Annotated in this window: 30 protein-coding genes and 1 pseudogene; 11 read left to right on the forward strand and 20 right to left on the reverse strand. The window is 66.1% G+C overall.

Annotated features, from left to right (window positions below):
- The 4 genes from EAO80_RS03225 to EAO80_RS03240 form a co-directional block, all read left to right on the forward strand.
- A partial coding sequence (locus EAO80_RS03225) for a cold-shock protein (RefSeq protein WP_162993846.1) occupies nucleotides 1–166 on the forward strand: 166 nt, incomplete at its 5' end.
- 114 nt (nucleotides 167–280) lie between these two features.
- Nucleotides 281–685, forward strand: a complete 405-nt coding sequence (locus EAO80_RS03230; RefSeq protein WP_122088504.1) for a CBS domain-containing protein — start codon at nucleotides 281–283, stop codon at nucleotides 683–685.
- Between the two features lie 76 nt (nucleotides 686–761).
- Nucleotides 762–998: a DUF7127 family protein gene (locus EAO80_RS03235; RefSeq protein ID WP_122088505.1), complete on the forward strand. Its 237-nt coding sequence runs from the start codon at nucleotides 762–764 to the stop codon at nucleotides 996–998.
- Nucleotides 999–1,047: 49 nt separating this feature from the next.
- Nucleotides 1,048–1,980, forward strand: coding sequence for an oxidoreductase (locus EAO80_RS03240; RefSeq protein ID WP_122088506.1), 933 nt, complete (start codon nucleotides 1,048–1,050; stop codon nucleotides 1,978–1,980).
- Nucleotides 1,981–2,091: 111 nt separating this feature from the next.
- Here EAO80_RS03240 and EAO80_RS03245 read toward each other — a convergent pair whose 3' ends face one another.
- The 11 genes from EAO80_RS03245 to EAO80_RS03295 form a co-directional block, all read right to left on the reverse strand.
- Nucleotides 2,092–3,468, reverse strand: coding sequence for a polysaccharide deacetylase family protein (locus EAO80_RS03245; RefSeq protein ID WP_245998418.1), 1,377 nt, complete (start codon nucleotides 3,466–3,468; stop codon nucleotides 2,092–2,094).
- Between the two features lie 173 nt (nucleotides 3,469–3,641).
- The gene (locus tag EAO80_RS03250) at nucleotides 3,642–4,232 is read right to left on the reverse strand and encodes a metal-dependent hydrolase (RefSeq protein ID WP_122088508.1); all 591 of its coding nucleotides are present in this window, start codon (nucleotides 4,230–4,232) and stop codon (nucleotides 3,642–3,644) included.
- Nucleotides 4,233–4,309: 77 nt separating this feature from the next.
- A complete protein-coding gene (locus tag EAO80_RS03255) occupies nucleotides 4,310–5,314 on the reverse strand; it encodes an NADP-dependent oxidoreductase (protein ID WP_122088509.1) in 1,005 nt (334 codons plus the stop codon).
- A 38-nt stretch (nucleotides 5,315–5,352) separates the two neighbouring features.
- Nucleotides 5,353–6,573 (reverse strand): FAD-dependent oxidoreductase, encoded by a 1,221-nt coding sequence (locus EAO80_RS03260; RefSeq protein ID WP_122088510.1) that lies wholly within the window; start codon nucleotides 6,571–6,573, stop codon nucleotides 5,353–5,355.
- A gap of 44 nt (nucleotides 6,574–6,617) precedes the next feature.
- On the reverse strand, nucleotides 6,618–7,253 hold the full coding sequence (locus EAO80_RS03265; protein ID WP_122088511.1) for a nitroreductase family protein: 636 nt from the start codon (nucleotides 7,251–7,253) through the stop codon (nucleotides 6,618–6,620).
- A gap of 62 nt (nucleotides 7,254–7,315) precedes the next feature.
- Nucleotides 7,316–7,522, reverse strand: coding sequence for a hypothetical protein (locus EAO80_RS03270; RefSeq protein ID WP_122088512.1), 207 nt, complete (start codon nucleotides 7,520–7,522; stop codon nucleotides 7,316–7,318).
- Nucleotides 7,523–7,588: 66 nt separating this feature from the next.
- The gene (locus EAO80_RS03275; RefSeq protein ID WP_122088513.1) at nucleotides 7,589–8,065 is read right to left on the reverse strand and encodes a DUF456 domain-containing protein; all 477 of its coding nucleotides are present in this window, start codon (nucleotides 8,063–8,065) and stop codon (nucleotides 7,589–7,591) included.
- Nucleotides 8,065–9,360, reverse strand: a complete 1,296-nt coding sequence (locus EAO80_RS03280) for an oxidoreductase (RefSeq protein ID WP_122088514.1) — start codon at nucleotides 9,358–9,360, stop codon at nucleotides 8,065–8,067. The genes EAO80_RS03275 and EAO80_RS03280 overlap by 1 nt, the downstream gene beginning before the upstream one ends.
- Nucleotides 9,361–9,400: 40 nt before the next feature.
- Nucleotides 9,401–9,778, reverse strand: coding sequence for a DUF5789 family protein (locus EAO80_RS03285; RefSeq protein ID WP_122088515.1), 378 nt, complete (start codon nucleotides 9,776–9,778; stop codon nucleotides 9,401–9,403).
- A gap of 46 nt (nucleotides 9,779–9,824) precedes the next feature.
- A complete protein-coding gene (gene cgi121 / locus EAO80_RS03290; RefSeq protein ID WP_122088516.1) occupies nucleotides 9,825–10,319 on the reverse strand; it encodes a KEOPS complex subunit Cgi121 in 495 nt (164 codons plus the stop codon).
- Nucleotides 10,320–12,560: an ATP-dependent DNA helicase gene (locus EAO80_RS03295; RefSeq protein WP_122088517.1), complete on the reverse strand. Its 2,241-nt coding sequence runs from the start codon at nucleotides 12,558–12,560 to the stop codon at nucleotides 10,320–10,322.
- A gap of 88 nt (nucleotides 12,561–12,648) precedes the next feature.
- Here EAO80_RS03295 and EAO80_RS03300 point away from each other — a divergent pair, with 88 nt between their 5' ends.
- The gene (locus EAO80_RS03300; RefSeq protein ID WP_122088518.1) at nucleotides 12,649–12,894 is read left to right on the forward strand and encodes a ferredoxin; all 246 of its coding nucleotides are present in this window, start codon (nucleotides 12,649–12,651) and stop codon (nucleotides 12,892–12,894) included.
- A gap of 25 nt (nucleotides 12,895–12,919) precedes the next feature.
- Here the strand turns inward: EAO80_RS03300 and EAO80_RS03305 are convergent, their stop codons facing one another.
- Both EAO80_RS03305 and mdh read right to left on the reverse strand, forming a co-directional pair.
- Nucleotides 12,920–13,117, reverse strand: coding sequence for a hypothetical protein (locus EAO80_RS03305; RefSeq protein ID WP_122088519.1), 198 nt, complete (start codon nucleotides 13,115–13,117; stop codon nucleotides 12,920–12,922).
- 100 nt (nucleotides 13,118–13,217) lie between these two features.
- Nucleotides 13,218–14,132 carry a malate dehydrogenase gene (mdh, locus tag EAO80_RS03310; RefSeq protein WP_122088530.1) on the reverse strand — a complete coding sequence of 305 codons (915 nt, stop codon included), beginning with the start codon at nucleotides 14,130–14,132 and terminating at the stop codon, nucleotides 13,218–13,220.
- Between the two features lie 124 nt (nucleotides 14,133–14,256).
- On the opposite strand from mdh, the gene EAO80_RS03315 reads away from it, so the two are divergent.
- On the forward strand, nucleotides 14,257–14,847 hold the full coding sequence (locus EAO80_RS03315) for an Sjogren's syndrome/scleroderma autoantigen 1 family protein (protein WP_122088531.1): 591 nt from the start codon (nucleotides 14,257–14,259) through the stop codon (nucleotides 14,845–14,847).
- Here EAO80_RS03315 and EAO80_RS03320 read toward each other — a convergent pair.
- Nucleotides 14,844–15,473, reverse strand: coding sequence for an RNA 2'-phosphotransferase (locus tag EAO80_RS03320; RefSeq protein ID WP_122088520.1), 630 nt, complete (start codon nucleotides 15,471–15,473; stop codon nucleotides 14,844–14,846). The genes EAO80_RS03315 and EAO80_RS03320 overlap by 4 nt on opposite strands.
- Before the next feature lie 77 nt (nucleotides 15,474–15,550).
- Here EAO80_RS03320 and EAO80_RS03325 point away from each other — a divergent pair, with 77 nt between their 5' ends.
- Nucleotides 15,551–17,179 (forward strand): acyl-CoA synthetase, encoded by a 1,629-nt coding sequence (locus EAO80_RS03325; protein WP_122088521.1) that lies wholly within the window; start codon nucleotides 15,551–15,553, stop codon nucleotides 17,177–17,179.
- On the opposite strand, the gene EAO80_RS03330 is transcribed toward EAO80_RS03325, so the two are convergent.
- The 3 genes from EAO80_RS03330 to EAO80_RS03340 all read right to left on the reverse strand — a co-directional run bounded on the left by EAO80_RS03330 (nucleotide 17,176) and on the right by EAO80_RS03340 (nucleotide 20,332).
- Nucleotides 17,176–17,427, reverse strand: a complete 252-nt coding sequence (locus tag EAO80_RS03330; protein ID WP_245998420.1) for a hypothetical protein — start codon at nucleotides 17,425–17,427, stop codon at nucleotides 17,176–17,178. The two genes, EAO80_RS03325 and EAO80_RS03330, sit on opposite strands and share 4 nt — an antisense overlap.
- A gap of 201 nt (nucleotides 17,428–17,628) precedes the next feature.
- Nucleotides 17,629–17,871 carry a hypothetical protein gene (locus tag EAO80_RS03335; protein WP_245998422.1) on the reverse strand — a complete coding sequence of 81 codons (243 nt, stop codon included), beginning with the start codon at nucleotides 17,869–17,871 and terminating at the stop codon, nucleotides 17,629–17,631.
- Between the two features lie 94 nt (nucleotides 17,872–17,965).
- Complete coding sequence (locus EAO80_RS03340; RefSeq protein ID WP_122088523.1) at nucleotides 17,966–20,332, reverse strand: DEAD/DEAH box helicase; 2,367 nt, start codon at nucleotides 20,330–20,332, stop codon at nucleotides 17,966–17,968.
- 133 nt (nucleotides 20,333–20,465) lie between these two features.
- Here EAO80_RS03340 and EAO80_RS03345 point away from each other — a divergent pair, with 133 nt between their 5' ends.
- On the forward strand, nucleotides 20,466–21,242 hold the full coding sequence (locus EAO80_RS03345) for an alpha/beta fold hydrolase (RefSeq protein WP_122088524.1): 777 nt from the start codon (nucleotides 20,466–20,468) through the stop codon (nucleotides 21,240–21,242).
- Between the two features lie 25 nt (nucleotides 21,243–21,267).
- On the opposite strand, the gene EAO80_RS03350 is transcribed toward EAO80_RS03345, so the two are convergent.
- The 3 genes from EAO80_RS03350 to EAO80_RS03360 are packed head-to-tail and all read right to left on the reverse strand — an operon-like array spanning nucleotide 21,268 to nucleotide 24,462.
- Complete coding sequence (locus EAO80_RS03350) at nucleotides 21,268–21,822, reverse strand: diacylglycerol/polyprenol kinase family protein (protein WP_122088525.1); 555 nt, start codon at nucleotides 21,820–21,822, stop codon at nucleotides 21,268–21,270.
- Nucleotides 21,822–23,618, reverse strand: coding sequence for a glycine--tRNA ligase (gene glyS / locus EAO80_RS03355; RefSeq protein ID WP_122088526.1), 1,797 nt, complete (start codon nucleotides 23,616–23,618; stop codon nucleotides 21,822–21,824). The genes EAO80_RS03350 and glyS overlap by 1 nt, the downstream gene beginning before the upstream one ends.
- Nucleotides 23,608–24,462 carry a CBS domain-containing protein gene (locus EAO80_RS03360; protein WP_122088527.1) on the reverse strand — a complete coding sequence of 285 codons (855 nt, stop codon included), beginning with the start codon at nucleotides 24,460–24,462 and terminating at the stop codon, nucleotides 23,608–23,610. Before EAO80_RS03360 ends, glyS begins: the two co-directional genes overlap by 11 nt.
- 220 nt (nucleotides 24,463–24,682) lie before the next feature.
- Here EAO80_RS03360 and EAO80_RS03365 point away from each other — a divergent pair, with 220 nt between their 5' ends.
- The 3 genes and pseudogenes from EAO80_RS03365 to EAO80_RS03375 all read left to right on the forward strand — a co-directional run.
- The gene (locus EAO80_RS03365; protein WP_162993847.1) at nucleotides 24,683–24,853 is read left to right on the forward strand and encodes a DUF7556 family protein; all 171 of its coding nucleotides are present in this window, start codon (nucleotides 24,683–24,685) and stop codon (nucleotides 24,851–24,853) included.
- A 38-nt stretch (nucleotides 24,854–24,891) separates the two neighbouring features.
- Entirely contained in the window at nucleotides 24,892–25,311 is a 420-nt protein-coding gene (locus EAO80_RS03370; RefSeq protein WP_122088529.1) for a PPC domain-containing DNA-binding protein, read from the forward strand.
- Nucleotides 25,312–26,677: pseudogene (locus tag EAO80_RS03375) on the forward strand (DNA polymerase II large subunit); the annotation flags it as partial.

Raw genomic sequence — 26,677 nt, forward strand, 5'->3', positions numbered from 1 at the left:
CGACACTGGCGGCTACGGTTTCATCTCGACGGACGACGCGGACGACGACGTGTTCTTCCACATGGAAGACGTTGGCGGCCCGGACCTCGAAGAAGGCACCGAGATCGAGTTCGACATCGAACAGGCCCCCAAGGGCCCCCGAGCGACCAACGTCACCCGTCTGTAAGGCGGCTCTCGGCGTTCTAACAGTTATCACATTTCACCGTTTTTTGGAGACTACTCGTACAGAGGCGTTGCTCCCGACACCAGCCTTATCCACGGGCGGACAGTAGGAACGACCATGACAGATATGTTCGTCGGCCGGCTCATGTCCTCGCCCGTCCGAACGGTCACTTCCGAGACGACCCTGAGCGAGGCCGCCACGAAGATGTACGACGCCGGGATCGGGTCGGTGGTCGTCGTCGACGGCGAGAACGCCCTCGAAGGGATCCTCACGGCGACGGATTTCGTTCGTTTGAGTGCAAGCGGCGATTCGCCCGAGGAGACCGCCGTAAGCGAGTACATGAGCACTACTGTCACGACGACCACCGCGAACACGGATCTGCGCGACGTGGCCGATACGATGATCGAACACGGTTTCCATCACGTCCCAGTCGTCGACGAGAGCGAGGGCGTCGTGGGGATCGTGACGACGACCGACCTCACCGCGTACCTCTCTCACGTCGACGCCCCGAGCCCCGCGTGACCGACTACGTCCGGATTCATCGGGGCTTTTCCCTGCTTGCACCGTCCTTATTCGTCTTCCACCCCAACTGACGGACATGGAAACGCCACGAGAACTGCGATCCGTCGACCGACAGGACGTGCTCGTCGACCGAATCGAGTACGACGACGGTACCGTCATCGCGGTCGATTTCGGCGGAGCCGACGAGATCGCGGTCGACGTCGTGGGCGATACGGCGATCGTCGTCGCCGGCGACCGGCAGGTCGAGTTCGAGCTGCCGGCCGGTGCCGAGACGGTCGAGACGAACAACGGCACGCTCACGATCTCGGAGTAGGTCGCCGCCTCGCCAACCGTTTACCGTCCGCGGGCCCTATCCGTCCACGATGACAGCTAACTGGGACGCCGAGTCGATGCCGGACCTCTCGGGCGCCACGATCGTCGTCACGGGCGCGAACAGCGGCCTCGGATACGAGGCCACCCACGAGTTCGCGCGCAAGGGTGGACACGTTATCATGGCCTGCCGGAGCGAGGAGCGGGGCCGCGAGGCCGCAGAGACGATCCGCGAGGAGCTTCCGAGTGCCTCGCTATCGGTCCACGAGTGTGATCTGGCCGATCTCGAGTCGGTGCGGGCGTTCGCCCGCGAGTTCGAGACGACCTATCCCTCGCTTCACGTCCTCTGTAACAACGCGGGCGTGATGGCGATCCCTCGAAGCGAGACCGAACAGGGTTTCGAGACCCAGTTCGGCGTCAACCATCTGGGCCACTTCGCGCTGACGGGACTCCTCCTCGATCGTCTCCGCGAAACCGGCGGCGAAACCCGAGTCGTGACTCAGAGCAGCGCGGTCCACGAACGCGGCGAGATCGATTTCGCGGACCTGCAGGGCGAAGACGAGTACGACTCGTGGGACGCCTATGCCCAGTCGAAGCTCGCGAACCTGCTGTTCGCCTACGAGCTCGACCGGCGGCTCCGCGCGACCGGGAGCGACACGAAGAGCCTCGCCTGTCACCCCGGCTATGCCGCGACCGACCTCCAGCGACGCGGCCCCGAGATGCGCGGTTCGCGCCTCCGACTGTTCGCGATGGAGGCGATGAACGCGCTGATCGCTCAGGATGCGCGAACGGGCGCACTTCCCCTGCTCTACGCCGCGACCAATCTCGATATCGAGGGAGGAGAGTACGTCGGCCCCGGCGGGTTCAGGAACATGCGCGGCGCACCCGAGATCCAGCGCTCGAGCGAACTGTCATATGACCACGAGGACGCCCGCCGGCTCTGGAACGTCTCGGAGGAACTGACCGGCGTCGCCTATCAACTGTAGACGTTTTCCTTTTCCTCGGCGGTCCCGTCGAGGATCAGCGCCTTCAGCGCTTCCAGAAACGAGAACGATTACGTCCGCCCGTCGTTCGAGTGGGCCGATATCCGACCGGGGTTACAGTTCGCTCGGATCTGTATCGAGCAGGTCCGAGCCGGTGACGACCTGCACGTCGCTTTCCTCGATGTAGTCGAGGAGTTCCTCCAACTGCTGGGTCGTCATGTCCGCGAGCGGGTCGTCGCCGATCTCGTCCTCGGGGACGACCCCGTGGGCGAGCCCGATCGCGAGCTGGTTGTGCTGGGCGGCCATGTCGATGAGGCTGGTGAACCCCTCTATATCGTGCATGTCGAGCCGCGAGAGGTGCATGGGATCGGTGAACGGAACGTTGCTCGGCGTACCGCCGAAGTACGCGCTCAGGTCGTGGTACTCCCGGGTGATCTCAACGACCTCCTCGTTCGTGCGGTGATACGGGACGAACATCGACCGCGCTCCGTCGGGGAACCCGCGGTTGTCGAGGTATTCGTAGGCGTCCTCGATGCCCGTCCGCATCCCCTCGAGGTCATCGAGGTTCTGGAACGGCCCTTCCGGGTGCGAGGAGACGTCCCAGTCCGCATCGCGCATCTCCCGGAGCTGCTCGATCGTGAGACGGCTCTCCCGGTTGAGCGAGTCGGGGTTGACCGCGACGACGCCCTGCATGTCGCGGTTTTGCAGTATCGAGAAGGCGTTCTCGTACTGGCTCCTGACCCCGTCGTCGAACGTCAGCATGACGTAGCCCTGACTGGCGGCGGGCGTTGCACGCAGGTCGTCGACGAAGAAGGTGATCCCGTCGCCGTTTCCGCCCCCGTTGCCGTCGCCCGCTGCTTCCTCGGTCGCGTTGCTATCGTCGGTGGCGTTGGTCTGATTACCGTTTCCGCTCTCCTCGGACGCGTTGGGGTCGTCGAGCGTGATCCGGATCTCCTGGACGTTATCGAGGAACGGCTCGCCGCGCTGGCCGGTGTAGCCGACGTCCATACGCTGCCACCCCTCATAGGGGCCGAGGACGGTCCGCGTACTCCAGAGCTGGTCGGACTGCCCGGGGGCCATGATCCGAACCGTGACACGCGCGGGTCGCGGGTTGTCCACCCGAAGCGCCAGCGAGAGGTGCTGGTCCTCCATGTTGAACCCGTCGGGGAACGCCCGCCCGATCCCCGCCGACGCGCCCTCACCCTCGATCCGAGCGGTTCGCGAGCCCGTCAGCGCGTTCTCCTCGTCGGCCGCCAGCTCCCCGTCGAGCGTGAACCACTCGTCGAGGTCCTGGTCGAAATCGCTGACCAGCTCGCCGTCGCTGATCGCCGGCGGCGGAACCTGCTGTCCGTCGCCGTCGGTGCTCTCGTTACCCTCACCGCCGGTTTCGTTCCCGTTCCCGTCCCCGTTCGATTCGTTTCCGTCGTTCGACCCGCCGAGTTGGTCGGTGCAGCCGGCGAGTGCGAACGTACCTGCCCCGACTGTTGCCAAAAAGTGTCTACGATTCGGTTGTCGTTCCATTGACCATTAGTATGGTCTGCTCACTTTTTGCTATTTCGATCCGGATTCCACGTTAGCCTTCGTCTAAGCTCATGTTATCGACTGTGTGGCTTGCGTTCTCGTCCCACGCATCGAATTTTTCCATGGATCGAAGCGACCACCGTCTACAGCCCCTTCGTCGGTCGTACCCGTCGATGAACCGCGAGAACCGCCTCCCGTACCACCGGGGCGCCGTCGTACACCCACAACAGGAACGCACCGCCCATCAACCCGAGTTGGAAGGCCAGTTCCGGCGACGGGTCGAGCGTGACCAACTGGTAGGCGAAGGGGACGAACGCTTCGAGAAACCCGTTGATGAGACCCTGTCCGTGCTCCCCTTCGGCCTGTTCGAACGGCCAGAGGACCCGTTCGGTCGGGAAGCGCCCGTACCGGGGGTAATCCGGGACCACGTCGCTTGGCAGGTGCAGCAGGTATCCGGCGGCGAAGGCCAGTCCGACCCGCGGGCGGCCGACGCGATGGGCGAGCGCGCCGACGACGACCGCAAGCGGCACCGCGACGAACACCGAGTGGCCGACCGCGTAGCCGCCGGGGAATATTCCGAACTGCCACGAGAGCGTTTTGTCGAGGAGGTCGGGAAACAGTGCCGCGAACACCACCGCCAGCGCCGCCGCCCCATTCGGTCCCTCGCGGTAGACGACGTGACTGAACAGGGAGTAGGCGACGTAGCCGACGATGACGTGTTCCCAGGGCCACATGTTTCGCTCGGGTGATAGTTACGCGCCCGCGGTTAATACCCTTCTGGATCTATTTGTTAATACGTCGCACGAACGTCCTACGCCACCTCGACCAGCTGTTTACCGACGTTCTCGCCCTCGAACAGACCGATGAATGCCCCGGGGGCGTTCTCGAAGCCCTCGGTGATCGTCTCCTCGTACTGGAGTTCACCCTCGCTTACCCACTGACCGAGCCGCTCGGTCGCGGCCTCGAACCGGGGCGCGAAGTCGCCGACGAGCAACCCCTCGACTCGGGCGCGCTTCTCGATCAGCGTGCCGAGCTTTCGGGGACCGGTCGGCAGTTCCTCGGCGTTATAGAGCGAGATCTGCCCGCAGACCGCCACCCGGGCGTCGATGTTCAGGTTCGCGAAGACCGCGTCAGTGATCTCCCCGCCCACGTTGTCGAAGTAGGCGTCGATGCCGTCCGGGCACGCCCCCGAGAGTGCCTCGCGGACGTCCTCCTCCTTGTAGTTGACCGCCGCGTCGAAGCCCAGTTCGTCGGTTAGCCAGTCGCATTTGCGATCGGAGCCGGCGATCCCGACGACGCGGGCGCCCGACATCCGCGCGATCTGGCCGACGACCGAGCCGACCGCGCCCGCGGCCCCCGAGACGACCATCGTATCGCCCGGCCTCGGCTCTGCGACCTCCAGGGTCCCGAAGTAGGCCGTCCGGCCGGGCATTCCGAGCACTCCCAGCGCCGTCGAGATCGGCGCGAGATCCGGGTCGACGGGCGCCAGCTCGCTTCCCAGCGCGAGCGAGTACTCGGCCCACTCCAGGTTGCCGGTGACGATATCACCGGTTTCGAAGTCGTCGTGGTTCGATGCCTCGACCTCGCCGACCACGCCCGCCCGCATGGGTTCGCCGACCTCCCACGGCTCGGCGTAGGACTCCTCGTCGCGCATCCGCCCGCGCATGTAGGGGTCGACCGAGAGATAGCGCGTGCGTACGAGAACCTCGTTCGCGTCGGGGTCTGGAACCTCGCTCTCGACGAGTTCGAAGTCCTCGTCGGTCGGTCTCCCCTCGGGACGGTTCGCTAGGATCCACTGTCGGTTGGTGTCGCTCATCCACTTCCCGTTGTTGCGTGCGCCACAAATGGGTTCGGCTACCGGGCGATCACGTCAGCGTCGGCGGGATTGTCGGCCCCGAACTCCGCGACGAGTTCGTCGATCCGTCCCGGCTGGTCGTGACCTAAAAGCGACTCCTCGGCGGTCCGACATTCGCCCTCGACGCTGATCCGTTTACAGACGCGATCGCTCGTCGCCTCGGCCATCGCCCGATAGGTCGTGAGCTTCCCACCGACGATGCTCGAGAAGCCCGAAACGCCGTCGCGCTTCGCGTGATCCAGCAGGTGAAAGCCCCGCGAGATCTGACGCCCCGCGTGGCGCTCGCGGTCGGCGCTGTACAGCGGTCGGACCCCCCAGTAGCTCCGGTCGATCCGCTCGGGGTCCAGCCCCGAGAGCATGGCGCCACACTCATCGAACATCCGGTCGATATCCCTCTCGTCGCGCGAGAAGTCGTCGGGATCCTCGACGTCGACGCTGGTCGTCCCCAGTACGACCTGCCCGTCGTGGGGGATCACGATATCGCCGTCGGCCGCGGGCCGGGCCCGGTTGAGGACGGTACCCAGTCCGTCGTACTCGACGGCGACCATCACGCCGCTGGAGGGAGCCATCTCCATTTCGACGCCCGCCATCGCCGCGAGTTTTCCGGCCCACGCGCCACTTGCGTTGACGACGTGCTCGGCGCGGATCTCGCGCTCGCCCGAGCCGTCGTCGACGAGCGCACCCCGGACCGCGTCGTCCTCGACGACGAGATCCGTCACCTCGGTTCCCGGGAGGAGAGTCGCCCCGTGCTCGCGCGCGTCGGCGGCGTTTGCGACGGTCAGCCGCGTGGGATGGATCACGGCGTCGGGCACGCGAAGCGCGCGCTCGACGCCCTCGGTGAGATCGGGGACCGCCTCGCGGGCCTCCTCCGCGGAGAGCTCCTCGATCTCGATTCCCAGTTCCTTGCAGGCCGCGCGTTTCTCCTCGAAGAAGTCGGGATCGTCGCCCGCGACCTGGAGGAAGAGCCCTCCGGTGTCGCTGATGCAGTGGGGCGCGATCCGTCGTACCACCCTGTTCTCCGCGATACACTCCTCGGCGCCCTCCCGATCGCCGGGGACGTAGCGCGCGCCGCTGTGGAGCAGGCCGTGCGAGCGTCCGCTGGTCCCGCCCGCGAAGGAATCCCGCTCGACCAGCGTGACGTCGACCCCCCGCATCGCGAGGTCGCGTGCCGTGCCCGCGCCCGTCGCCCCACCGCCGATAACGAGGACCGTGGTCTCCATACGGGCCCTTGGAGCGAGGACACTTCAGGCGTCCGCCGACGGTATCACTCGAGATCGAACGACTCCTCGTGGACGATCTCCTCGACCGGACGGCGGACCTTCCGGTCGGTCTCGATGTCGTCGGCGTCCTCGGCGGGATAGCCCATCGTCAGCACCATCACGGGCTCGTAGCCCTCGAGACCGAACTCCTCGATCAGGGCCTCCCGGTCGAACCCCTCCATCGGGCAGGTCGCGACGCCCTCGTCCCACGCGGCGTACATCAGCGTCATCGCCGCCAACGCCGTGCTCCGGGTGGTCCAGACGCGCCGCTCCGCCTCGGGCCAGTCGCGCCACTCCTCGATGGTCTCGATCAGGTCGTCGCGCGCGTCGTCGTTCGGTAGGTAGCCCTTCTCCATCCAGTCGTCGAAGTTCCGCTCGGCGTGGGCCGCGGGATCGAGGTTTCCCAGAACGACCACCGCGGCGGGCGCGTCGGTGACGTGCTCCTGGCCGCCGGCACACTCCTGCAGGCGCTCGCGGTTGTCGTCCTCGCGTACCAGCAGGAACTCCCAGGGTTGGAGGTTATAGCCCGAGGGGGTGTAGCGGGTCGCCTCGAAGATCGATTCGACCGTCTCGTCGTCGAGGGGGTCGTCGACGTAGTCGTGGACCGACCTGCGGCTCTCGATGACCTCGCGTGTCTCCATACCCCCCGTTGGAACGGGACCGGAATACCACCTCGAGAGCCGGCCGATGCTGCCGGCTCCCCTCAGCGTGTCCAGGCGTCGGGTGCGACGCCGAGCCGGCGTGCGACGAAGGGATAGGCCCCCGCGACCAGGATCGCGATCGCGAACGAGGCCCAGAAACCAATGTCGCCGTACGTCTCCCGGATCGCGAACAGGATCGCGAACATCACCGCGATCATCGTCAGATAGTGGGGCAGCAGTTCCACAATGCGAGTGAAGAACGAAACCATCTGCTCCCGCTAGGCGCTCGACCGGCCTATACGCACGGGTTCGTGACCGATACGTGCCCGGGCTCACTACACGGCAAGCAGGAAACCCACGAGCAACGCGCCCGTCAGTAGCACCTGGATCGCCTCGGAGGCGAGGGTGCCGAGCGCGGTGTAGAGGGCGTTGCGTGCGCTCGCTTCGAGGTCGCCCGAGCGCTCGAACTCCATGACGAACACCACGCCCGCGACGCCGACCAACATCCCGATGGGACCCGTCGTCACGAGCAATACGAGCCCGACGACCGCGGCGAGGGCGGTCGTTCGCCAGCCAGCCCCGCCCGCCCTCGCCGAGATCGCGCTCGCGAGGTAATCCAACCCGAACGCCGCGAGCCCGAGCACCGTCGCCGCAACGAGGAATATCGCGCCGGGTTCGGTGTAGCCCGTGGCCCACCAGTAGCCGTAGATCCCCGCAAGCGAGAGCAACGCACCGGGAACCAGCGGGACGATGCTCCCGATCACCCCACAGACGAGCAACGCGATCGCGAGCGCGAAGGCGACCTCGACCATCAGCGCTCGTAGGCCCCCTCGCGAGCCAACTCCCCGCGCTTTGTGAGCACGCTTGGCGTCCGACAGACCCCCCGTGCGCTCGCGGCCTGCGGGACGGTGCAGTTGTTGCAGTTCTCGCAGACGACCCGCGCACTCCCGTTTCCGAGAATTCTGGCAGGTAGACGCGGCTCGGCGTAGAAGGGCCGCCCTATTCCAACTGCGTCGGCCGCCGAGCCGAGGAGGTCCCCTATTTCGGGTCCGCGAACCCCACCCTCACAGAGGACGGGAATCGAGACGTGTCGTCTCGCCTCCTCGCACAGGTCCGCGTTCCACGCCGGCTCGAAGCCGAAGCCAGTGGCGTGAAGCCGATTCGCGAGCGCGACCGCCCGCCACCGGGGGCCGAACGCCGCCTCGTAGCCCTCCCTGAACCGGTCGTCGGCCCACGCGCGTTCGGGGAACTCGCCCCTGATGAGGCTCATGTCCCAGAACACCGAGCCCCTGACCGGAACGACGGCGTCGTAGCCCATCGCCTCGCAGGCCCGGCAGACCTCGACGGCGTCGCGCTCGGAGAGGTGTCGTCGGACGACTGCGGGACTTCCGGTCTCGGCCGGCACCTTCGTCACCAGCGGCACGTCACCGACGCGTTCGCGGATCTCGTCGTGGATCACGGAGAGAAACCGCACCCGGTTCGTGAGCGAGCCGCCGAACTCGTCGGTTCGGCGGTTGTAGAACGGCGAGAGGAACTGCTGGACGATCCCCATGTTCGCACCCGCGATGTGGATCCCATCGTAGCCCGCCGCGACACAGCGCTCGGCCGCCCGCCCGAAATCGGCGGCCAGTTCGTAGACCTCCTCGGCTGAGAGGACGTCTGGGTCATAGGAGAGCAGCCCCAGCCTGTCGGCCGCCCGCAACAGCGGGGGCGGCCGCGAGACGGCGAGCTGTTGGAGGTCGGGGTTCTCCGCCCGATAGCCGGCGTGCCAGGTCTCCATGCTACGCAGCCCGCCGTGTTCGAGCTGGACGAACAGACGGGAACCGTGCTCGTCGATCGCGTCGGTCAGTTTCGAGAGCCGCGAGACGAACGCCGGATCGTGGACGCGGGTCATCCCGGCGGCCGCACAGCCACCCTCCCCGCGGACGACCGTCGCGCCCTGGAAGAGCAGGCCCGCGCCGGCCTCGGCGGCCGGTTCGAGCTCCCGTATCAGTGTCTCGACCGCGTCGGGGCCGTTGCCCGCACACTCCAGTAGCGGGGCACGATACAGTCGGTTGGGTATCGAGAGCCCGCCGATAGTGAGGGGGTCGGTGATCCGCGGGGACATGGTCCCTACTACGGCGGCCGGAGAATAAGGGATTCGGCCGCTACAGCGGGCCCTCGGGCTGGTCCTGCTCGTCCTCCGAGACGTCCTCGTCGACCCCCGAGAGGTCGCGCTCGTCGTTGTACTCCTCGGGGCCGCCCTCGCTTCCCGTCAACTCGTTGTATAGCGCCTCTTCTGCCTCCTCGGCGGTCTCGAAGCGTTCGCCCTCCAGCCGGTCGAAGACGCTACCCATGGACTCGGTCTCGTTCGGCATGTCGATGGGTTCCTGCCCGTAGTCGGCCGCCAGCTCCTCGCTGGTCGCGGGGTACTTGTGTTCCGAGAGCATCTCGCCGAACTGGTCGTCCGCGGCGGCCGATTCGGCGGTTTCGGCTCGCTCGCGCTGGCGTTCGCGCGCGCTCTCCTGTGGGTCTCGGTCTTCCATATCCTCACTTTGACCGCCCGACCCATAACGGTTCGACCTGCATTCGCTACCGCTCGACGACCAACAGCGCGACCCGCTCGCAGACCAGTTCTTCGAGGCTCGCATCGGTCGCCGCTCGCTCGGCGTCGGTGATCCCGTAGAACTCGCTGATTCGTCCCTCGTCGGCCCGGTCGCCGGGTTTCCAACTAACTGGCTCGACCAGTTCCGGGAGCGCCTCGATCGCCCCCCCCTCGTCCTCGCCATCTGCGACGATCACGACCTCTCGTTCGTCCTCCGAGACGCCGATCTCGAACGCGCGGTTGATCTGTCGGCGACCCGCGGCGTACAGCAGGATCTCGACGCTCCGATCGCGGGCGATCGCCTCGTCGCGCTCTATCGCCCGGTTCGCTAGCGTTACGGCGCGTTCGAGCTGTTCGGGACCGGCGACGTACCGCGCGTCGAACGCCTGAACCGCACAGCCGTGTTCGTCGCCGACCGAACCGAGCTCCGCGACGAACGTATCGAGGTCAGCGATCTCGGCGGCTCCGGTCAGAACCCTCATTCAGAAATCACCCAGTCCTGCCTGTCCGTCGCCACGGGAGTCCGGTTCGACCTCGACCGCCGCCGATTCGTCGGCCTCGACGTCCCCGACCTCGGGGTCCGGATGACCGGCGTTTTTGAGGATCGTTTCGGTGGTCTTCTCGCGACCCCGAAGCGCGCCGAGCACGACCGACTTCTCGGCGTTGCGCAGTTCGTCTCGCGTCCCGATTCCGGCCTCGTAGAGCCAGCGTGCGCGCTTCCGGCCGACGTTTCCGACGCCGGTGAGCCCGAGCAGCTCCTCGCCCACGCCGTGTTCGACCCGCTGGCGTGCGGCGCTGATCGAGGCGACGACGTCGGGTCCCAGATCGAGTTCGACCGCGAGGCGCTCGGCGGCGTTGAGGAGCCACTGGGCGGTCTCGACCTTCCCCCTGAGATCGCCCGGCCCGATGGAGTAGCGCTCGGTGATGCGTTCCTCGTCGACCTCGCTGGCCCAGTCCTCCAGTAAGGAAGCGGTCTTGAGCGCCGAGAGCCAGTCCTCGAAGCGCTCGGCCTCGAACTCGGTGGGCATCTCGCCCAGGAACTCGGCCTCGCGCTCGTAGGCGATCTCGGTGTACGTCTCGCGGTCGCCCGACCGGAGGTAGAGCTCCCACATGTCGGGGGTACGCGCGACGAGGTGATACAGCCCGAGCGCAGTTGCTTGGCTCGAACCCCGGAGCCCGTCGATCATCTCGGCGGCGCTCATGGGATCGAGGTAGAGCCGCGAGACGGTGTGGCCGATCCCCGTTGCAGTGATGTCCTCCCCATCGATTTCGAGAAAGTCGTTCCGCTCCAGGTAGTCGCACATTCGGTCCGTCACCGATTCGAGCCGGCCGGGATCGGTCGACTGGGTCGCATAGAGTGTGCGTTCGAGGAACTCCAGTAGGCCTTCTCGGGAGTTCGCAAAGCCCGAGGCGACGGTGGCGAGGACGTGCGTTCTGAGCGCGGGTTCGGTCGCGAGCTTCGAGCGAACCGGCTCGGGATCGGCCCAGACGTACCTCTCGAAGAGTTCGTCGAGTTCGTCGTGGTTCTTCGCGAGCAACAGGGCCTCCCCGTAGGGGTCGAGGCCAGGCCGGCCGGCCCGACCCATCATCTGGTGGACCTCGAGGGTGGCCAGCGGTTTCATCCCGCCGGCGTCGCCGTCGTAGCGCTGCCAGTCCCGGACGATCACTCGGCGGCTGGGGGTGTTGACGCCCGCCGCGAGCGTGGGCGTCGCGCTGATCGCCTTGATCAGCCGGTCGCGGAAGGCGTCCTCGACCAGCGTGCGGTGTTCGCGAGCCAGCCCCGCGTGGTGGAACGCCGCGCCCTCGGCGACCGCATCCGCGAGATCGTCGCTGGTCTCCGAATCGCTTACGCCTCGGACCTCCTCGGCGAGGTCGGCCAGTTCCGCGCGCTCCTCGCCGGTGAGCTGGTCCCCAACGGCGTTCCCCAAGCGGCGGGCGGCGGCCTCGGCGTTCCTCCGAGAATTGACGAACACGAGCGAGGAGCCGCCGTCCTCGAGTGCGTCAGAGACGAGTGCGGTGGTCGGGTTTTCGCCCGATTCGACGACGAACTCCTCCTGCGAGCCGTCGTCGAAATGGAGCGCGCTGCCGTAATGGACTCCGGTACGGAGGTCGATGGGTCGCCATTCGGAGTGGACGAGTTCGGCGTCGAGCCAGTCGGCGACCTCGTTGGCGTTTCCGACAGTAGCTGAGAGCGCGACCGTCTGGAGCGCGGGGTTGAGCTGGCGCAGTTTCGCGAGCGTGACTTCGAGGGTGGGCCCGCGGTTCGCGTCGTCCACGAGGTGGATCTCGTCGGCGACGACACAGGAGAGCTCCTCGATCCAGGAAGCGCCGTTTCGCACGAGCGAGTCGACCTTTTCGGAGGTGGCGACGACGATATCCCGATTGGAGAGCCACTCCTCGTCGGACTCGTAGTTGCCCGTCGAAACCCCCACGGAAACGCCGAACTCCTCGAAGCGCTCGAACTCCCTCTTTTTCTCGCTGGCGAGCGCTCTCAACGGAACGATGTACAGGGCTTTCCCGCCGCGTTCGATCGAGGCGAGCATCGCGAGTTCGGCGATCAGGGTCTTGCCGCTCGCGGTGGGAACGCTCGCGACGACGCTCTCGCCCTCGGTGACGCCGGCTTGCACTGCTTCGGCCTGCGGGGGATAGAGTTCCTCGATGCCCTCCTCGCGGAGGTGCTCAGTCACCCCCGCGGGAAGGCCCGAAAGCTCCGCGGTTTGCATTACCCTCGATTGGCCCGTCACCCGGTTTAAACTGTCGCCCTGCACCGGGCTCCGCCATGGTTTTAGGCCCGTCGGCGCAACCCACGGTATGCGAATCGAGTACGACCGGGACACCTGCATCGGGATCTACCAGTGCGTCGACGAGTGGGACGCCTTCGAGAAGGACATGGACGCCGGGAAGGCCGAACTCGTCGGTGCCGAGGAGACCGAGGAGGACACCTTTGTTCTCGAAGTCCCCGAGGGAGAGGAGTTCGACGCCGAGATGGCCGCCCGGGTCTGTCCCGTCGATGCCATTAGACTCTACGACGACGACGGCGAGCAGATGGTTCCCTGATCGTGTCGGTCGCGATCCGAACGGGCTACCCCTCCGACGCCGAGCGATACCCCATCGCGATCGCAACCACTCCGACGAGTAGCATGATCAGAAGCTGTGGCTCCAGTAACACTGCCGGATCGAACTCGCCCGTGTAGGCACCGGTCCAGAGAAGCACTGTGATCGGCAGCACGACGGCCGCGAGAATCAACGCGGTGACGAGCCCCTCGTTTCGTGCATCCATAGTACGAACTCCGATAGGTGAAACAAACCGTCTCCGGTGGCGTACAGTGGTCATCTGATCGCCAGCGTCCGACGACGAAAAGGAACCGCTCTCCACCCGCTTAGCTGATCTCGTCGTACTGTTCTGCGAGTTTGTCGGCGGCCGCGCCCAACTGCTCGCGCTCGTACTCGTCGAGGCCCCACTCGACGACCTCCTTGACGCCCTCGCTCCCGAGCTTCGCGGGCACGCCCAGCCCGACGTCCGAGTGACCGAACTCGCCGGAAAGCGGGATCGAGGCGGGGAACACCTCGCCGGTGTCGTGGAGGACGGCCTCGACCATGTGGCCGACGCCCGTGGCTGGGCCCCACTCGGTCGCGCCCTTGCGCTCGATGACGTTCATCGCGCTCTCCTGGAGTTCGTCGAGGATCTCCTCCTTCTCCGAGTCGGAGAAGTCGGGATCGCGGCCGTCGACCCGGACCTTCGAGAACACCGGTACCTGCGCGTCGCCGTGCTCGCCGAGGATCGTCGCCTCGACGTTTCGCACCTTGGTGTCGAAGCGCTCTGCGAGCACGTACCGGAACCGTGCGGAGTCGAGCCGTCCGCCGAAGCCGATCACCTTCTCGCGCGAGCGGTCGCCGACCTCGTAGAGGTGGCGGTTCAGCAGGTCGACGGGGTTGGAGGTCGTAATGGTGACGTAGTCGTCGTTGTGCTCGTCGAGCGAGGAGCCGATGTCCTCCATGATCGGGGCGTTGTCGCCCGCCAGATCCGTCCGGCTCTGACCCGGCGAGCGGGGGATCCCGGCGGTGATGACGACGACGTCCGAGCCCGCGGTGTCCTCGTAGTCGCCCTGTCTGATCGTCGTGTTGGCGTCGTAGGCCACCCCGTGGTTCGTATCGGCGGCTTGCCCCACCGTGTCGTCCTCCTTCTCGGGGATGTCGACGAGGACGAGTTCATCAGCGATGTCCCGCAGCGCGATGTTGTAGGCCGCGGCGGCACCAACCGTGCCGGCCGCGCCGACGACGCTCACTTTCGTCATATCACGTACTACCGCCACGCCGAGGCCGTTAAACGTGTCGGAAACCGGGTTTCCCATGTCGATTCGGGAACTCCGGTACGTCGAACCCACAGTCCTTTTCGGCCTCACGACCCTTTCCGTCGGTATGAGCAGCGACGAGTTCGATAAGGAAGCCGAGCGCGAGAAACTCCGGGAGAAATACGCCGAGGAACGACAGGACAGGGAGTCCACCCAGCGCATGAGCGACCTCCTCCTCCAGGGCGCGACGATGACGAACAAACACTGTGACCGGTGTGGGGATCCGGTCTTCCGCTACGAGGGCCAGGAGTTCTGCGCCTCGTGTCAGAGCGCCGATCAGGACGCGGCGGCGAGCGCCCAGCCCGACCCGGCGGAGTCTCCCGACCCCGCCGAGACGGCTCCCGAGAGCGAGGCCGCCGCCCGCGCGGTGGCCGACGAGGAGCGGTCGGACCCCGTCGATACCGGCTCCCAGCCCTCGGAGGTCCGCGAACCGGAACCCGAATCCGGGTCGGAACCCGCACGCGTCGAGCGCCGCGAAACCGCGTCCCGGCCGCACGCCACGGAGGGGGACCGTTCGGGGGCGCGCGATGAACTCGACCGGACGATCGCGACCCTCGCCCGGCGGGCCGCCGACGCGGAGGATCCACGGCGCGCCCGCGAGTTCCTCGAAGCTGCCGACGAGGCGGCCCAGACCCTCGCCACGCTGAACGGCCGCTAATCGAGAACCGAGAGGTATTCCGGGAGAACCCGTTCGGTCGTGTAGATCCCCTCACCGCGTCGGACGATCCGGCGACCTTCGGTATCCATCCTCGCCGCGTCCACGACGAGGATCGTCGGGTCGGTCGCGTGTCGCCGACCGACCTCGCGGGCTCCCTCGACGGTTTCCGAGAGGTGGACCCGCTGGCGCTCCATCGGCTTCAGTCCCTGCTCGCGGATCGCCGGGACGGTTTCGGGGGCAGTCCCGTGATACAGTTCGTCCGGTACCGGCGTCTCGGGTGCATCGAGGTCCACCTCGACCGAGTGGCCGTAGGCGGCGCGCACCCGCTCGTCCGCGCGCTCGAAGCGCCCCTTCGGATCGATGGCGATCAGACCGGCAACGTGGTCCGGTTCGGCCCAGTCGTATTTTCCCGTCACCGATCCGACGAGATCGTCGTAGGCCACCCATCCCCGTGTATCGAGCGCGAGGCCGGCGTCCTCGGGAAAGTGCCTGAGCGCACCGCTCATGAACTTCGAGAGGCGTTTTCGCCGGTCCTCGCCCAACAACTGACCGCCCGACTCGCCGCAGACCGGACACGTCTCGCCCTCGAAGGGGCCGTGGTCGGAACAGCGACGGATCTCGCTCATACCTTCCCTCGGATCCGACGCCGAAAAACGTCGTTCACCACGGTAATTTATGATCGACTCTCCCACAATCACGAGTGATGTCCACGCACAACATGGCGGACTACGACGACCTGTGTGAATCCTTCGAGTGGACCGATATCTACGCCGAGGCCGACTGGAAGGCCCCCGAGGACCTCAATATCGCCCACGAGGTCTGTGACCGCCATCCACCCGACCGAACCGCACTGGAATACGCCGGAACCGACGGCGAGCGCGAGACGCTCACGTTCGGCGACCTCCGAGAGCGCTCGAACCGGTTCGCGAACGTCCTCTCGGATCTCGTCGATCGGGGCGACCGGGTGTTCTCGTATATGCCCCGCGTTCCCGAACACTACGTTTCGTTCGTCGGGGCCCTGAAGGCCGGCGCGGTCTTCGGCGGGATCAACGAGCGATTCGGCCCGGAGGGGATCGCCTACCGGCTGGACGACTGCGACGCGAAGGCGATCGTCACGACCGCCGACAACCGCGAGACGGTTTCCGAGGCCCTCGAAAGCGTCCCCTCGGTCGAACACGCGATCGTAGTCGGGGCAGATCGGACCGGGGACCTCGACTTCCACGACGAGTGCGAGGCCGCGAGCCCCGAGTTCGAGACCGTCCGAACCTCCGGTGAGGACGACGCCCTGCTCTACTACACCAGCGGCACGACGGGCCGAGCGAAAGGCGTCCTCCACGAACACCGCTGGATCGCGGGCGTCGCGGCCACCCAGCGCTTCGCGGTCGACCTTCAGGACGATGACCTCTACTGGTCGACCGCGGATCTCGGCTGGCTCACCGGCCCCATCAATGCCCTCGGTGCGTGGTTCTGGGGAACGAGTCAGTTCACCTACGAGGGCGAGTTCGACCCCGAGACGTGGGCGAACCTCCTCGACGAGTATCCCATTACTGTCCTATTCAGTGTCCCGACGGCCTACCGGATGCTCCGCGAGAAGGCGTCGGTTCTCGACGGGGTGGACCTCGACCTGCGCCATGCGCTCTCGATCGGCGAACCCCTCTCCGCCGGTGTCGTCGACTGGGGGGAGGCAGTCCTCGGGGTGACGATCCACGACACCTACGGCCAGACCGAGACGGGCAACATGATCATCGACAACTATCCCACGATGGAGGTCCGGCCGGGAAGCATGGGCAAACCCCTCCCCGGGATCGAGGCGACTATCGTGGACCCCGAGACCGGCGAACCGGTTCCGACGGGCGAGACGGGCGAGATCGCCCAGCGGGGAACCTATCCCTCGTTTTTCGCCGAGTACTGGGAACAGCCCGAAAAAACCGACGCGTGTTTCAAAAACGGCTGGTATCTCTCCGGGGACTTGGGCTATCTCGATTCTGATGGATACGTCTGGTTCGAGGGCCGTGCGGACGACGTGATCATCTCCTCGGGCTACCGGATCGGCCCCTTCGAGGTCGAGAGTTCGCTGGGTGAACACGGAGCGGTCGCCGAGGCCGCCGTCGTCCCGAAGTCAGACCCCGAGCGGGGGAACATCGTCAAGGCTTACGTCGTCCTCAGCGAGGGCCACGACGCCTCCGACGACCTCGTCGGCGATATCCAGAACCACGTCAAGGACGAACTCGCGGCCCACGAGTATCCCCGAGAGATCGAGTTCGTCGGAGAACTGCCCAAGACCGTGACCGGAAAGATCCGCCGGACCGAACTCCGGGAAGAAACCGCTTAATCGCTCGCCGACAGCGGGCGTGCCCGTGGTTCCCCGACGGATTCCTTATTCCCGGCGACTTCGACCGATTCGTTCCGGTATTCGACCTCGGGAACGAACTCGATCGGACGTGAGGGTGTCCGGTGCTCGGACTCGCCGTAGTATCCCCGTTCCCAGTCCCGATTGACGCGTTCCTCGTGCTGCGGGCGTCCATACAACGAACGTACTGAACCCGCTCCGTCAGTTTGTGGTTTGGCTTCGAAATCCATATCTTTCTGTACACTCATGATACAATAACTAATAACTCTGGTGCTCAACCACTCATATTTCTCTCTTACTGACCCGATGTCCTCTAGTACCTAATATCTGTTTTCCAACCACGAGTCGATTCCTGGAGTCGAACAGGAGATCGACTGGCCTTTGCCAGCACTCGCCCCCTCCCGAACGATCCCGTAACACACAACGGCGCGTTATCCGAGCAACAGCGGCCGCGTCCGTCGACGGTTCGGCGATCCGCCCTCGGAAACCGGTTCGGCGGGATACTCGATCCCGGGGATGAATTCCCCTTCGGCCAAGAACGCCAGCGCCTCCCGCTCCTCGTCGGTTCCGTAGTACTCGCTCTCCCAGTCGCTCCAGCCCACTTCCTCGTGCTGTGGCTCCCCGTACACCGACTGTGGATCGCCGCCGCCCTTCTCGGATGTGCTGGTAAACATTACTCGTATCCAAGTGAACTATTCCATCGCTAATAACTCTACCTCAGGTATAACTAGTTGTGTATAATGACCACGGCTATGAATATATATCACTCTAGACGTCGTATCCGCTGGCGACCACCTCGCGAATGCGGCTGGCCGTCACCTCGCCCACCCCCTCCGCGTCCATCAGTTCCTCCTCGCTCGCGGTCAACACCGCCTCGACGCTGCCGAACACCTCCAACAGGGACCGGGCGGTCACGGGACCGATGTCGGCGATCGAGCCGACGACGTACTCCTGTTGTTCGGCCAGCGTCTTCGAGGACTTCTTGCCGTGGACGCTGACCTCGCGGTCGGCGGTCTCCTGTTCGCGTCCGGCGATAACGGCGAGCAGGTCCGCGGTCCCGGCCTCGTCCTCCGTCCGGAGCACGCTGGCCCCGAAGTCGATCGCGAGGCTCGCGATCGCCCCCCGAATGGCGTTCGGGTGGACGTTTCGTTCCTCGTAGAGCCCCTCGCCCTCGATGATGACGACGGGCCGCGAGTAGAAGCGGGCCATGTCGCCGACCTGTTCGAACACCGAGCGATCCCCGCCGACGAGGGTGTCGAGGAAGTCAGTCACCGATTTCCGTTCGACCGCCACGCGGTCCGAGAGGACGTAGTCGCCCACTTCGAGGGTTTCGAGGCGCGTGTCGATCCCCTCGCGCGTCGAGAGGTCCCGCGCGATTGTCGCGTCGAGTTCGCGCTGGTCGGCGACGATCTCGATCCCTTCGTCGGAGTCGGGGACGACGCGGGCGTCCGCCTCCGCCGGTGTTCCGTCGTCGTCCGCATCGTCCGGTTCGTACGATTCGCGCCCGTGCCGGAGGTCGTCCTCTTCGTCCGCGGCTCCGTCAGCGTCGAAATCGGCGAGTTGGCGCTGGCTCGGATCCAGTTGTTCCTCGACCTCGCTTGCGACGCCCTTCAGCTTCCGGAGTTCCGACTCCATCTCCTTTTCGCGACGCCGGGAGATCCAGAAGTACGCCTCGTCGCGGGTGTCCTCCGCGAGCAGGACGACGACGCGACCCTCGTCCTGGCGTCCCGTCCGGCCCTTGCGCTGGATCGAGCGGATGGCCGTCGGAACCGGCTCGTAAAAGAGTACGAGGTCGACTTCGGGAACGTCCAGTCCTTCCTCGGCGACGGAGGTCGAGACCAGCACCTCGAACTCGCCCGAACGGAAGGCGTCCAGTACCTCCTTCTGTTGGTTCTGCGTCATCCCCGAACTCCCCTCCTTGTCGCCCTGGCCGACGAACCGCCGGGCGTCGACGTGTTCGGAGAGAAAGTCGGTGAGGGTTTCGGCGGTGTCGCGGTATTCGGTGAAGACGATCACCCGGTTTCCGCCCTCGACGAGCGTCTCGATGGCGAGCCGGCGGGTCTCCGAGAGTTTGGGATGGAGATCGTCGTACTCGTCGGCTTTACGCATCGCCTCTCTCACTTTGGGTTCGCTGACGAGGCGCTGGCTCGCCTTCGACGCTCCGGAAGACCGGGCCTCGTTTCGCAGGCGCTCGAAGTACGCTTCGAGCGCCTCGACACCCTGGGACTCGACGACCTCGACGGCGTGTTTGAGCTTCATCACCTCCGCGTGGATCGACATGCCCTGATACCCCTCGGACTGGTCGTTCTGGATGAGCTTCTGGAGTTCGCTTCGTACCCCGAACAGCTCCTTGCGCGAGATATCCACGCGGGCCGAGCCGATCACGCCCATCTCTTTCAACTTCTCGAGGCGGTCCTTGATCACCTCGTTTATGCCGTCCCGGATCTCGATGATCTCCTCGGGTACCTGGATGCGCTTCCACTCGACCTCGGTGTCGTGGGTGTACTCGTCGACGTCGGAGTCCTCCTCGGTCATCACCTCGACTTCGGTGATTCCGAGGTTCTCACAGACCTCGAGGATCGCCTCCTCGTCGCCGCCCGGCGAGGCGCTCATCCCCGTCACCAGCGGGTCTTTGGCGTCCTGGTGGTAGCGCTCGGCGATATATACATACGAATAATCGCCAGTCGCACGGTGACACTCGTCGAAGGTGAGGTGGGTCACCTCGGCGAGCGAGATCCGTCCGCCGACCAGGTCGTTCTCGACGACCTGTGGGGTGGCGATGACGATACTCGCGTCGTCCCACAGTGCCGCCCGGTCGTCCGGGCGGACTTCCCCCGTAAAAACGACGATCTCCTCGTCGGGGATCTCCAGTGCCTCGCGGTAGAACTCGGCGTGCTGCTCGACGAGCGGCTTGGTCGGCGCGAGAAAGAGCGACTTCCCGCCGAGTTCGTTCAGCCGTTCGGCGGTGACCAGCAGGCTGACGGTCGTCTTGCCGAGCCCGGTCGGCAGACAGACCAGCGTGTGGGCGGTCTTCGCCCTCCCGGCGAGTTGGATCTGATAGAGCCGGCGTTCGATGAAGCCCGGCGTGAGGAGAGGGTGATCGACCCGAGGAATCTGCTCGTCCGTGGCGGCCATTGGAGCGTTTTGTTCGCTCTCGGGGTTAAGGGTTCGTGTAGCGTGGCGGAAGTAATCCGAACGCTTCTCGCCGGGATCCAAGGGACGTTCTCACAGCCACAACACCTACCCGATCGGAACCGAATCAACGACCGTGGAACTAAATCACACACGTCGGGGATCGGGCGAGCCGCTGCTTCTGATCCACGGCCTCGGCGGGAGCTGGCGGACGTGGGAACCGGTTCTCGACGATCTGGCCGACGAACGCGAGGTGATCGCGGTCGACCTCCCCGGCCACGGCGAAACCCCACCGCTCTCCGGCGAGACGTCGATGGACACGCTCGCGGGCGCGGTCATCGACTTCCTCGAAACACAGGACCTCGCCGGAGTCGACGCCGTCGGGAACTCGATGGGCGCGCGACTCGTCCTCGAACTCGCGCGCCGCGGCGAGATCGGCTCTACGGTGGCGCTCGCACCCGGCGGGTTCTGGGAGGGCTGGGAACGCTACTTCTTCTACGCCACGATCGCCCCCTCGATCCGCCTCGTCCGCGCGCTCCAGCCCGTGATGGACGGGCTCACCGCCAGCGCCGTCGGTCGTACTCTACTGCTCGCCCAACTTTCGGCGCGCCCGTGGAAGCTGTCGGGAGACGTCGCCGGCGAGGAGCTTCGCACCTTCGCTGAGTCACCCGTCTTCGACGAGCTGGTGGACGAACTGGCGTTCGGCCCCGCCCAGCGGGGGAGGGACTCGACGCCCGAATCGATCGTGATCGGGTGGGGGCGAAAGGACCGACTCACTCTTCCCCGGCAGGCCAGACGCGCCAAGGAGCGGTTTCCCGACGCACGCTGGTACTGGTTCGAGGACGCCGGCCATTACCTCCACTGGGACGCCCCCGAGGAGGCGACGCGATTGATACTTCGGACGACCGGCTGAGACGAAACGGTTCGCGTGGGCCGGTTTAGACCAGCGCGACCCCGACCCACATCGCCAGCGCCGCCGCCAGGGGAATCGTCAGGTTGTCATCGACGATGGATCCGCGGATCGTGATCAGATAGCCGTCGGCGGCCGTCGCCGCCATCGCGCCGAGGACTGCCGCCACGGGCGGGACGAACGGTAGCGCGACCAGCAGGCACACCCCGAAGACCGCCGCGAGCGCAACGGGTGACTTCGTCGCCGCCCCCTTCCCGAGGTACCCGCCGACGGGATCGCCGATCGCGAGCATGAACATCGCCGGCACGCCGATTTCCGGCGGGGCTGCGAGCGCCACGACGGCCATTCCGACCATGTACAGCGCGTAGCCCGCGACCTTCTCCCGCTCGTATTCGCGGGTCAGGTTCTCGTAGATCCACCAGTCGAGCCCCGATCGCAGTCGCGCGAATTCGAGCAGAAGAGTGCCCGCCAGCCCGGCCGCCAACACCCAGCCCAACTGCTCCCACGTGAACACGCCGAGCAGGTAGCTCAGGGGTGCGCCGACCCCGCTTGCGTGCACGAGCCGCCGCCCGATTTCGGTCACTACTCCGCCGGGTTCGACTCCGGCTCGGATAGTTCTTCGTATCCGTCACGAACCGACTCGAACGAACGCGAGCCGTCCCGGAGATCGGTCAACAGAGCCGCGAGCTGCGCGATCGGCACCCGGATCTGGTCGGTCGAATCGCGGTCACGCAAGGTGACGGTGCCGTCCGCTTCGGTTTCGTAATCCACTGTCACACAGAACGGCGTGCCGACCTCGTCCTGTCTCCTGTACCGGCGCCCGATGTTGCCCGAGTCGTCGTAGGCGACTTCCAAGCCCGTCCCCCGGAGATCGCCTGCGATCTCGCGGGCGTGTTCGCCCATGCCGTCCCGATCCATCAGCGGGAACACACCCACTGTCGTCGGGGCCATCTCGGGGGCCAACGAGAGGTAACTCCGCTCCTCGCCGTCGACCTCGTCCTCGCGGTAGGCGTGGGCGACGAGCGTGTACAGCGTCCGACCCACCCCGAAGGAGGGTTCGACCACGTGGGGCGTGACGTGCTCGCCCGACTCGGTGACCTCCTCGACCGCGAAACCGGTCGTCCCGGTCGGGATCTCGTGGCTCTCTCCCTCTACCTCGACGGTGACGACGTCCTCCTCGAAGGCGGCGCGGTCCCGCTCGGCGAGCGTCGCGAGCGCGTCGGCGATCTCCCCCGCCTTCCCGCCGAACTCTGGCCCGAGGTAGCTCATGTCGGGGTCGACGGTCGCGCGCTCCGTGTGAATCGGTTCGTCGTATTGCTCGAACACCGTAAACTCCTCGTCGGCGTGTTCGGCGTGCTTCGAGAGGTCGTAGTCGCCCCGGTAGGCGAAGCCGGCGATCTCGACCCAGTCGCCGTCCAACTCGCTTTCGGCGTCCCAGCAATCGCTCGCGTAATGGGCGCGTTCGCCGGGGAGGTGCTGGCGGAATCGAAATCGATCCATATCGACGCCGACACGCTCGTACCACTCCTGGGCGATCCCCAGATAGTACGCCACCCACTCGCTGGCGATGAGCCCCTCCTCGACGGCCTCGCCGATGGTGGTGCTGACGTACTCCGTACCCTCCTCGCGCTGGTTCTCGATCGGGTAGAGCGTCACCTCGACGTCCGATACTCGCGAGAGGTCGGGCTCGTCGCGTTCGGGATCGACGAACTGCTCGAGTTCGGCCTGCGTGAACTCCCTCACTCGAATCACGCCCTTGCGGGGGCTGATCTCGTTTCTGTAGGCGGGCCCGATCTGCGTGACGCCGAAGGGGAGCTTGTTGCGGGCGTATTCGGCGAGTTGGGGGAACTCCACGAAGATCCCCTGGGCCGTCTCGGGGCGCATGTACCCCTGCTGGCCGCTGCCGGGCCCGATGGTCGTCTCGAACATCAGGTTGAACTCCTCGACTGGCTCGCCCGCGAGGGCGGTCCCACACGAGGGACAGACCAGCTCGTGTTCGCGGATCAGCTCCTCGACCTCCGCGATGGGGAGGGCTTCGGCGTCCTCGATTTTCGTGTTGTCCTCGATCAGGTGGTCCGCGCGGTGGCTCTCGCCACACTCGGCACACTCGACGAGCATGTCGTCGAACCCGTCGAGATGGCCCGACGCCTCGAAGACCGCCTCGGGCATCACCGTCGGCGCCTCGATCTCCTGGTTGCCCTCCCTGACGGTGAAGCGATCGCGCCAGGCGTCTTCGAGGTGGCGTTTGAGTGCCGCGCCCTCGGGCCCGTAGGTGTAGAAGCCGGCGGTCCCCCCATAGACGCCGTTCGACGGGAAGAAAAACCCGCGGCGTTTCGCGAGTTCCGCGAGGGTACGGCCCTCGCTCCCGCTATCGCTCATCGAGCGCCTCCAGCAGGTGGGTGTCCTGGACGATCCCCACTAGCTCGCCCCCGCTGGTCATCGGGATCTGCTCGATGTCGTGGCGGATCATGAGTTGGGCGGTCTTCTGGGCCGTTTTCGTCTTCGTCACCGTCACGATGTCCGCGGTCATGAACTCTCGTACCGGTGCAGTCGGGATCTCGACGTTCCGGGTCGGCAGATACCGGTTGCCGACGCCTTTGATGCTCTCCCACTTCCAGTCGCTGTCGTCGCTGGCCATGCTGTCGCCGGTGCGCTCCTCGCCCTCGACGACCTCCGCGACGTCGAGAACGTCGACCTCGGTGAGGATCCCGCAGGGGTCGGCGTCGTCGTCGAGCACGACCGCGTAGGGCTCGTCGGCGTAGTAGAGCTCGCGTTCGGCGACCGGGAGCGGCGTGCCGGCGTAGACGCCGTTGACGTGTCTGGCCGCGAGACCGCCGACTTCGGCGTCACCCGCGGCGTTCCCCTCGGCGATCGAGCGGATCACGTCGGTGACCGTCACGATCCCCTCGAGCCGCCCGTCGACCACGGGGACACGGCGTGCACCCTCGCGAACCATCAGCCCCGCGAGTTCCTCGATGCTCGTCCCCTCGCTCGTCGTCGGGGCCTCCTCCAACAGCAGCGCGAGCTGGTCCTCGTCGGGCCGTTCGATCAACCCCTCTCGCGAAACCAGTCCACGGAACTCCTCGGTGCCGTCCTCGTTTTTCACGACCGGCACCGACGAAAACCCGCGCTCTTGGAGGTATTCGAGCGCGTCGTCGCGCGACCCCGGCAGCTCGACGGTCACGAGCTCCGAGCGCGGCGTCATCGCGTCAGCGACTTTCATGCTCGCCGCGTACGACCTCCGAGACCTTGTACCCCCCGATCCGTTCCGTCGTCGGTCGTCGTCGCGTCCAGCAGGGGACCTCCCGTCCCGCCGCGTCCGAGTTAGCGGCAAAACCCACCCACGGAAACGACCTGCACCTGCATGGTATTGATATGAGGGGTGAGATAAATTCGGGTGTCAGTCCGAGAAGTTTATAAGCTACGCTACCGATTGTCACATCATGTCCACGAAAGCGACTCCGGCGTCCGCTGTGGATGGCGAGCACGAGGTCATGGCCTCGATAGACGACGCGCCCGACGAGCAGCGCGTCATTATTGCCGACGTGACGATGGAGGGTGCGTGGCTCTCCATGCCCCTTCGTGACGCCGCATCGCTTCCGGACTGGCGGTAAGGATACGCTTTTCCCGTTCCCGTTCGTTGCCCACTCCCATGCAGTACCGCGAGGTCCATACGAAACGAGAGTTCGTCGCCCGGATGGAGACCGGCGCAGACTGGCGTGAGGAGCTAGAGAGCCTCGCCGAGGAGGCCGAGATCGATGCGGGCTTCTTCTACGCGCTCGGCGCGGTTCAGGACGCCGAGGTCCACTTCTACGACCAGCGCGAGAAGGCCTACGATGCCGTGACGTTCGAGGAACCCCTCGAAGTCGCCGCCTGTATGGGGAACGTCTCGTGGCTCGACGCAGAGCGCTTCGCACATACTCACGCGGTGCTCTCGCGACCCAGCGGGCAGGCGATCGCGGGCCATCTCGACTCCGGGACCGTCTTCGCCGGCGAGTGTTACATGCGCGAGTTCGACGAGGATCTCGTCCGTAAACCCGACACGACCACCGGGCTGGACCTCTGGCTGTAGATGCACGGGGAGGACGAACGCTACTTCGAGCGGATCGAGTCCCGGCTCGACGAGGCGTTCGACCGGGCCGAGCGGGCTCGATCGAACGGCGGCGATCCCCGGCCCGAGGTCGAGATCCCCGTCGCCAAGGACATGGCCGACCGGGTCGAGAACATCCTCGGAATTTCGGGGGTCGCAGAGCGGGTTCGCGAACTCGAAGAACGGATGAGCCGCGAGGAGGCCGCGCTGGCGCTGGCCGAGGACTTCGCCGAGGGGCGAGTGGGTGAGTACGAGACCAAGGACGGCAAGATCGAGGGAGCGGTCAGGACTGCGGTCGCCCTCCTGACCGAGGGCGTGGTCGCCGCGCCCATCGAGGGGATCGACCGGGTCGAGCTGCTGGAAAACGACGACGGCACCGACTGCGTGCGGGTCTTCTACGCCGGCCCCATCCGGTCTGCGGGCGGGACCGCACAGGCGCTGTCCGTCCTCGTCGCCGACTACACCCGCGCGCTGCTCGGCGTCTCGGAGTACCAGGCCCGCGACGACGAAGTCGAGCGCTACGCCGAGGAGGTCGGACTCTACGACAAAACGACCGGACTCCAGTACTCGCCCAAAGATAAAGAAACGAAGTTCATCGCCCGGCACTGCCCGATCATGCTCGACGGGGAGTCGACGGGTGACGCCGAGGTCTCGGGCTTTCGCGATCTGGAGCGAGTGGGAACGAACAACCCCCGTGGCGGGATGTGTCTGGTCCTCGCGGAGGGAATCGCGCTCAAGGCCCCGAAGATCCAACGGTACACCCGCGAGCTCGACGAGGTCGATTGGCCCTGGCTGCAGGATTTGATCGACGGTACGATCGGAGAGGACGAGGACGGCGGCGAGGGAGACGGCGACGAGACCGAACCGGCCGACGGGGACGAACCCGAACCGGACACCGACGCTCCGGACGGCCCGCCGCGGGTCGAGCCCGCGACGAAGTTCCTCAGGGACCTGATCGCCGGCCGGCCCGTCTTCTCACACCCCTCCCGGCCGGGCGGGTTTCGCCTGCGCTACGGCCGCGCGCGAAATCACGGCTTCGCCACCGGCGGGATCCACCCGGCGACGATGCATATCGTCGACGACTTCCTCGCGACGGGCACCCAGATCAAGACCGAACGCCCCGGGAAGGCCCACGGGATCGTCCCCGTCGACACTATCGAGGGGCCCACCGTTAGGCTGGCGAATGGCGAGGTGCGGAAGATAAACGATGCCGCGGAAGCGCTGGAAGTGCAAAACGGGGTCGAGAAGATCATCGACGCCGGCGAGTACCTCGTCAACTTCGGGGAGTTCGTCGAGAACAACCACCCGCTCGCGCCGGCGTCCTATACCTTCGAGTGGTGGATCCAGG

The organism is Halalkalicoccus subterraneus, assembly GCF_003697815.1.
GTDB lineage: Archaea > Halobacteriota > Halobacteria > Halobacteriales > Halalkalicoccaceae > Halalkalicoccus > Halalkalicoccus subterraneus.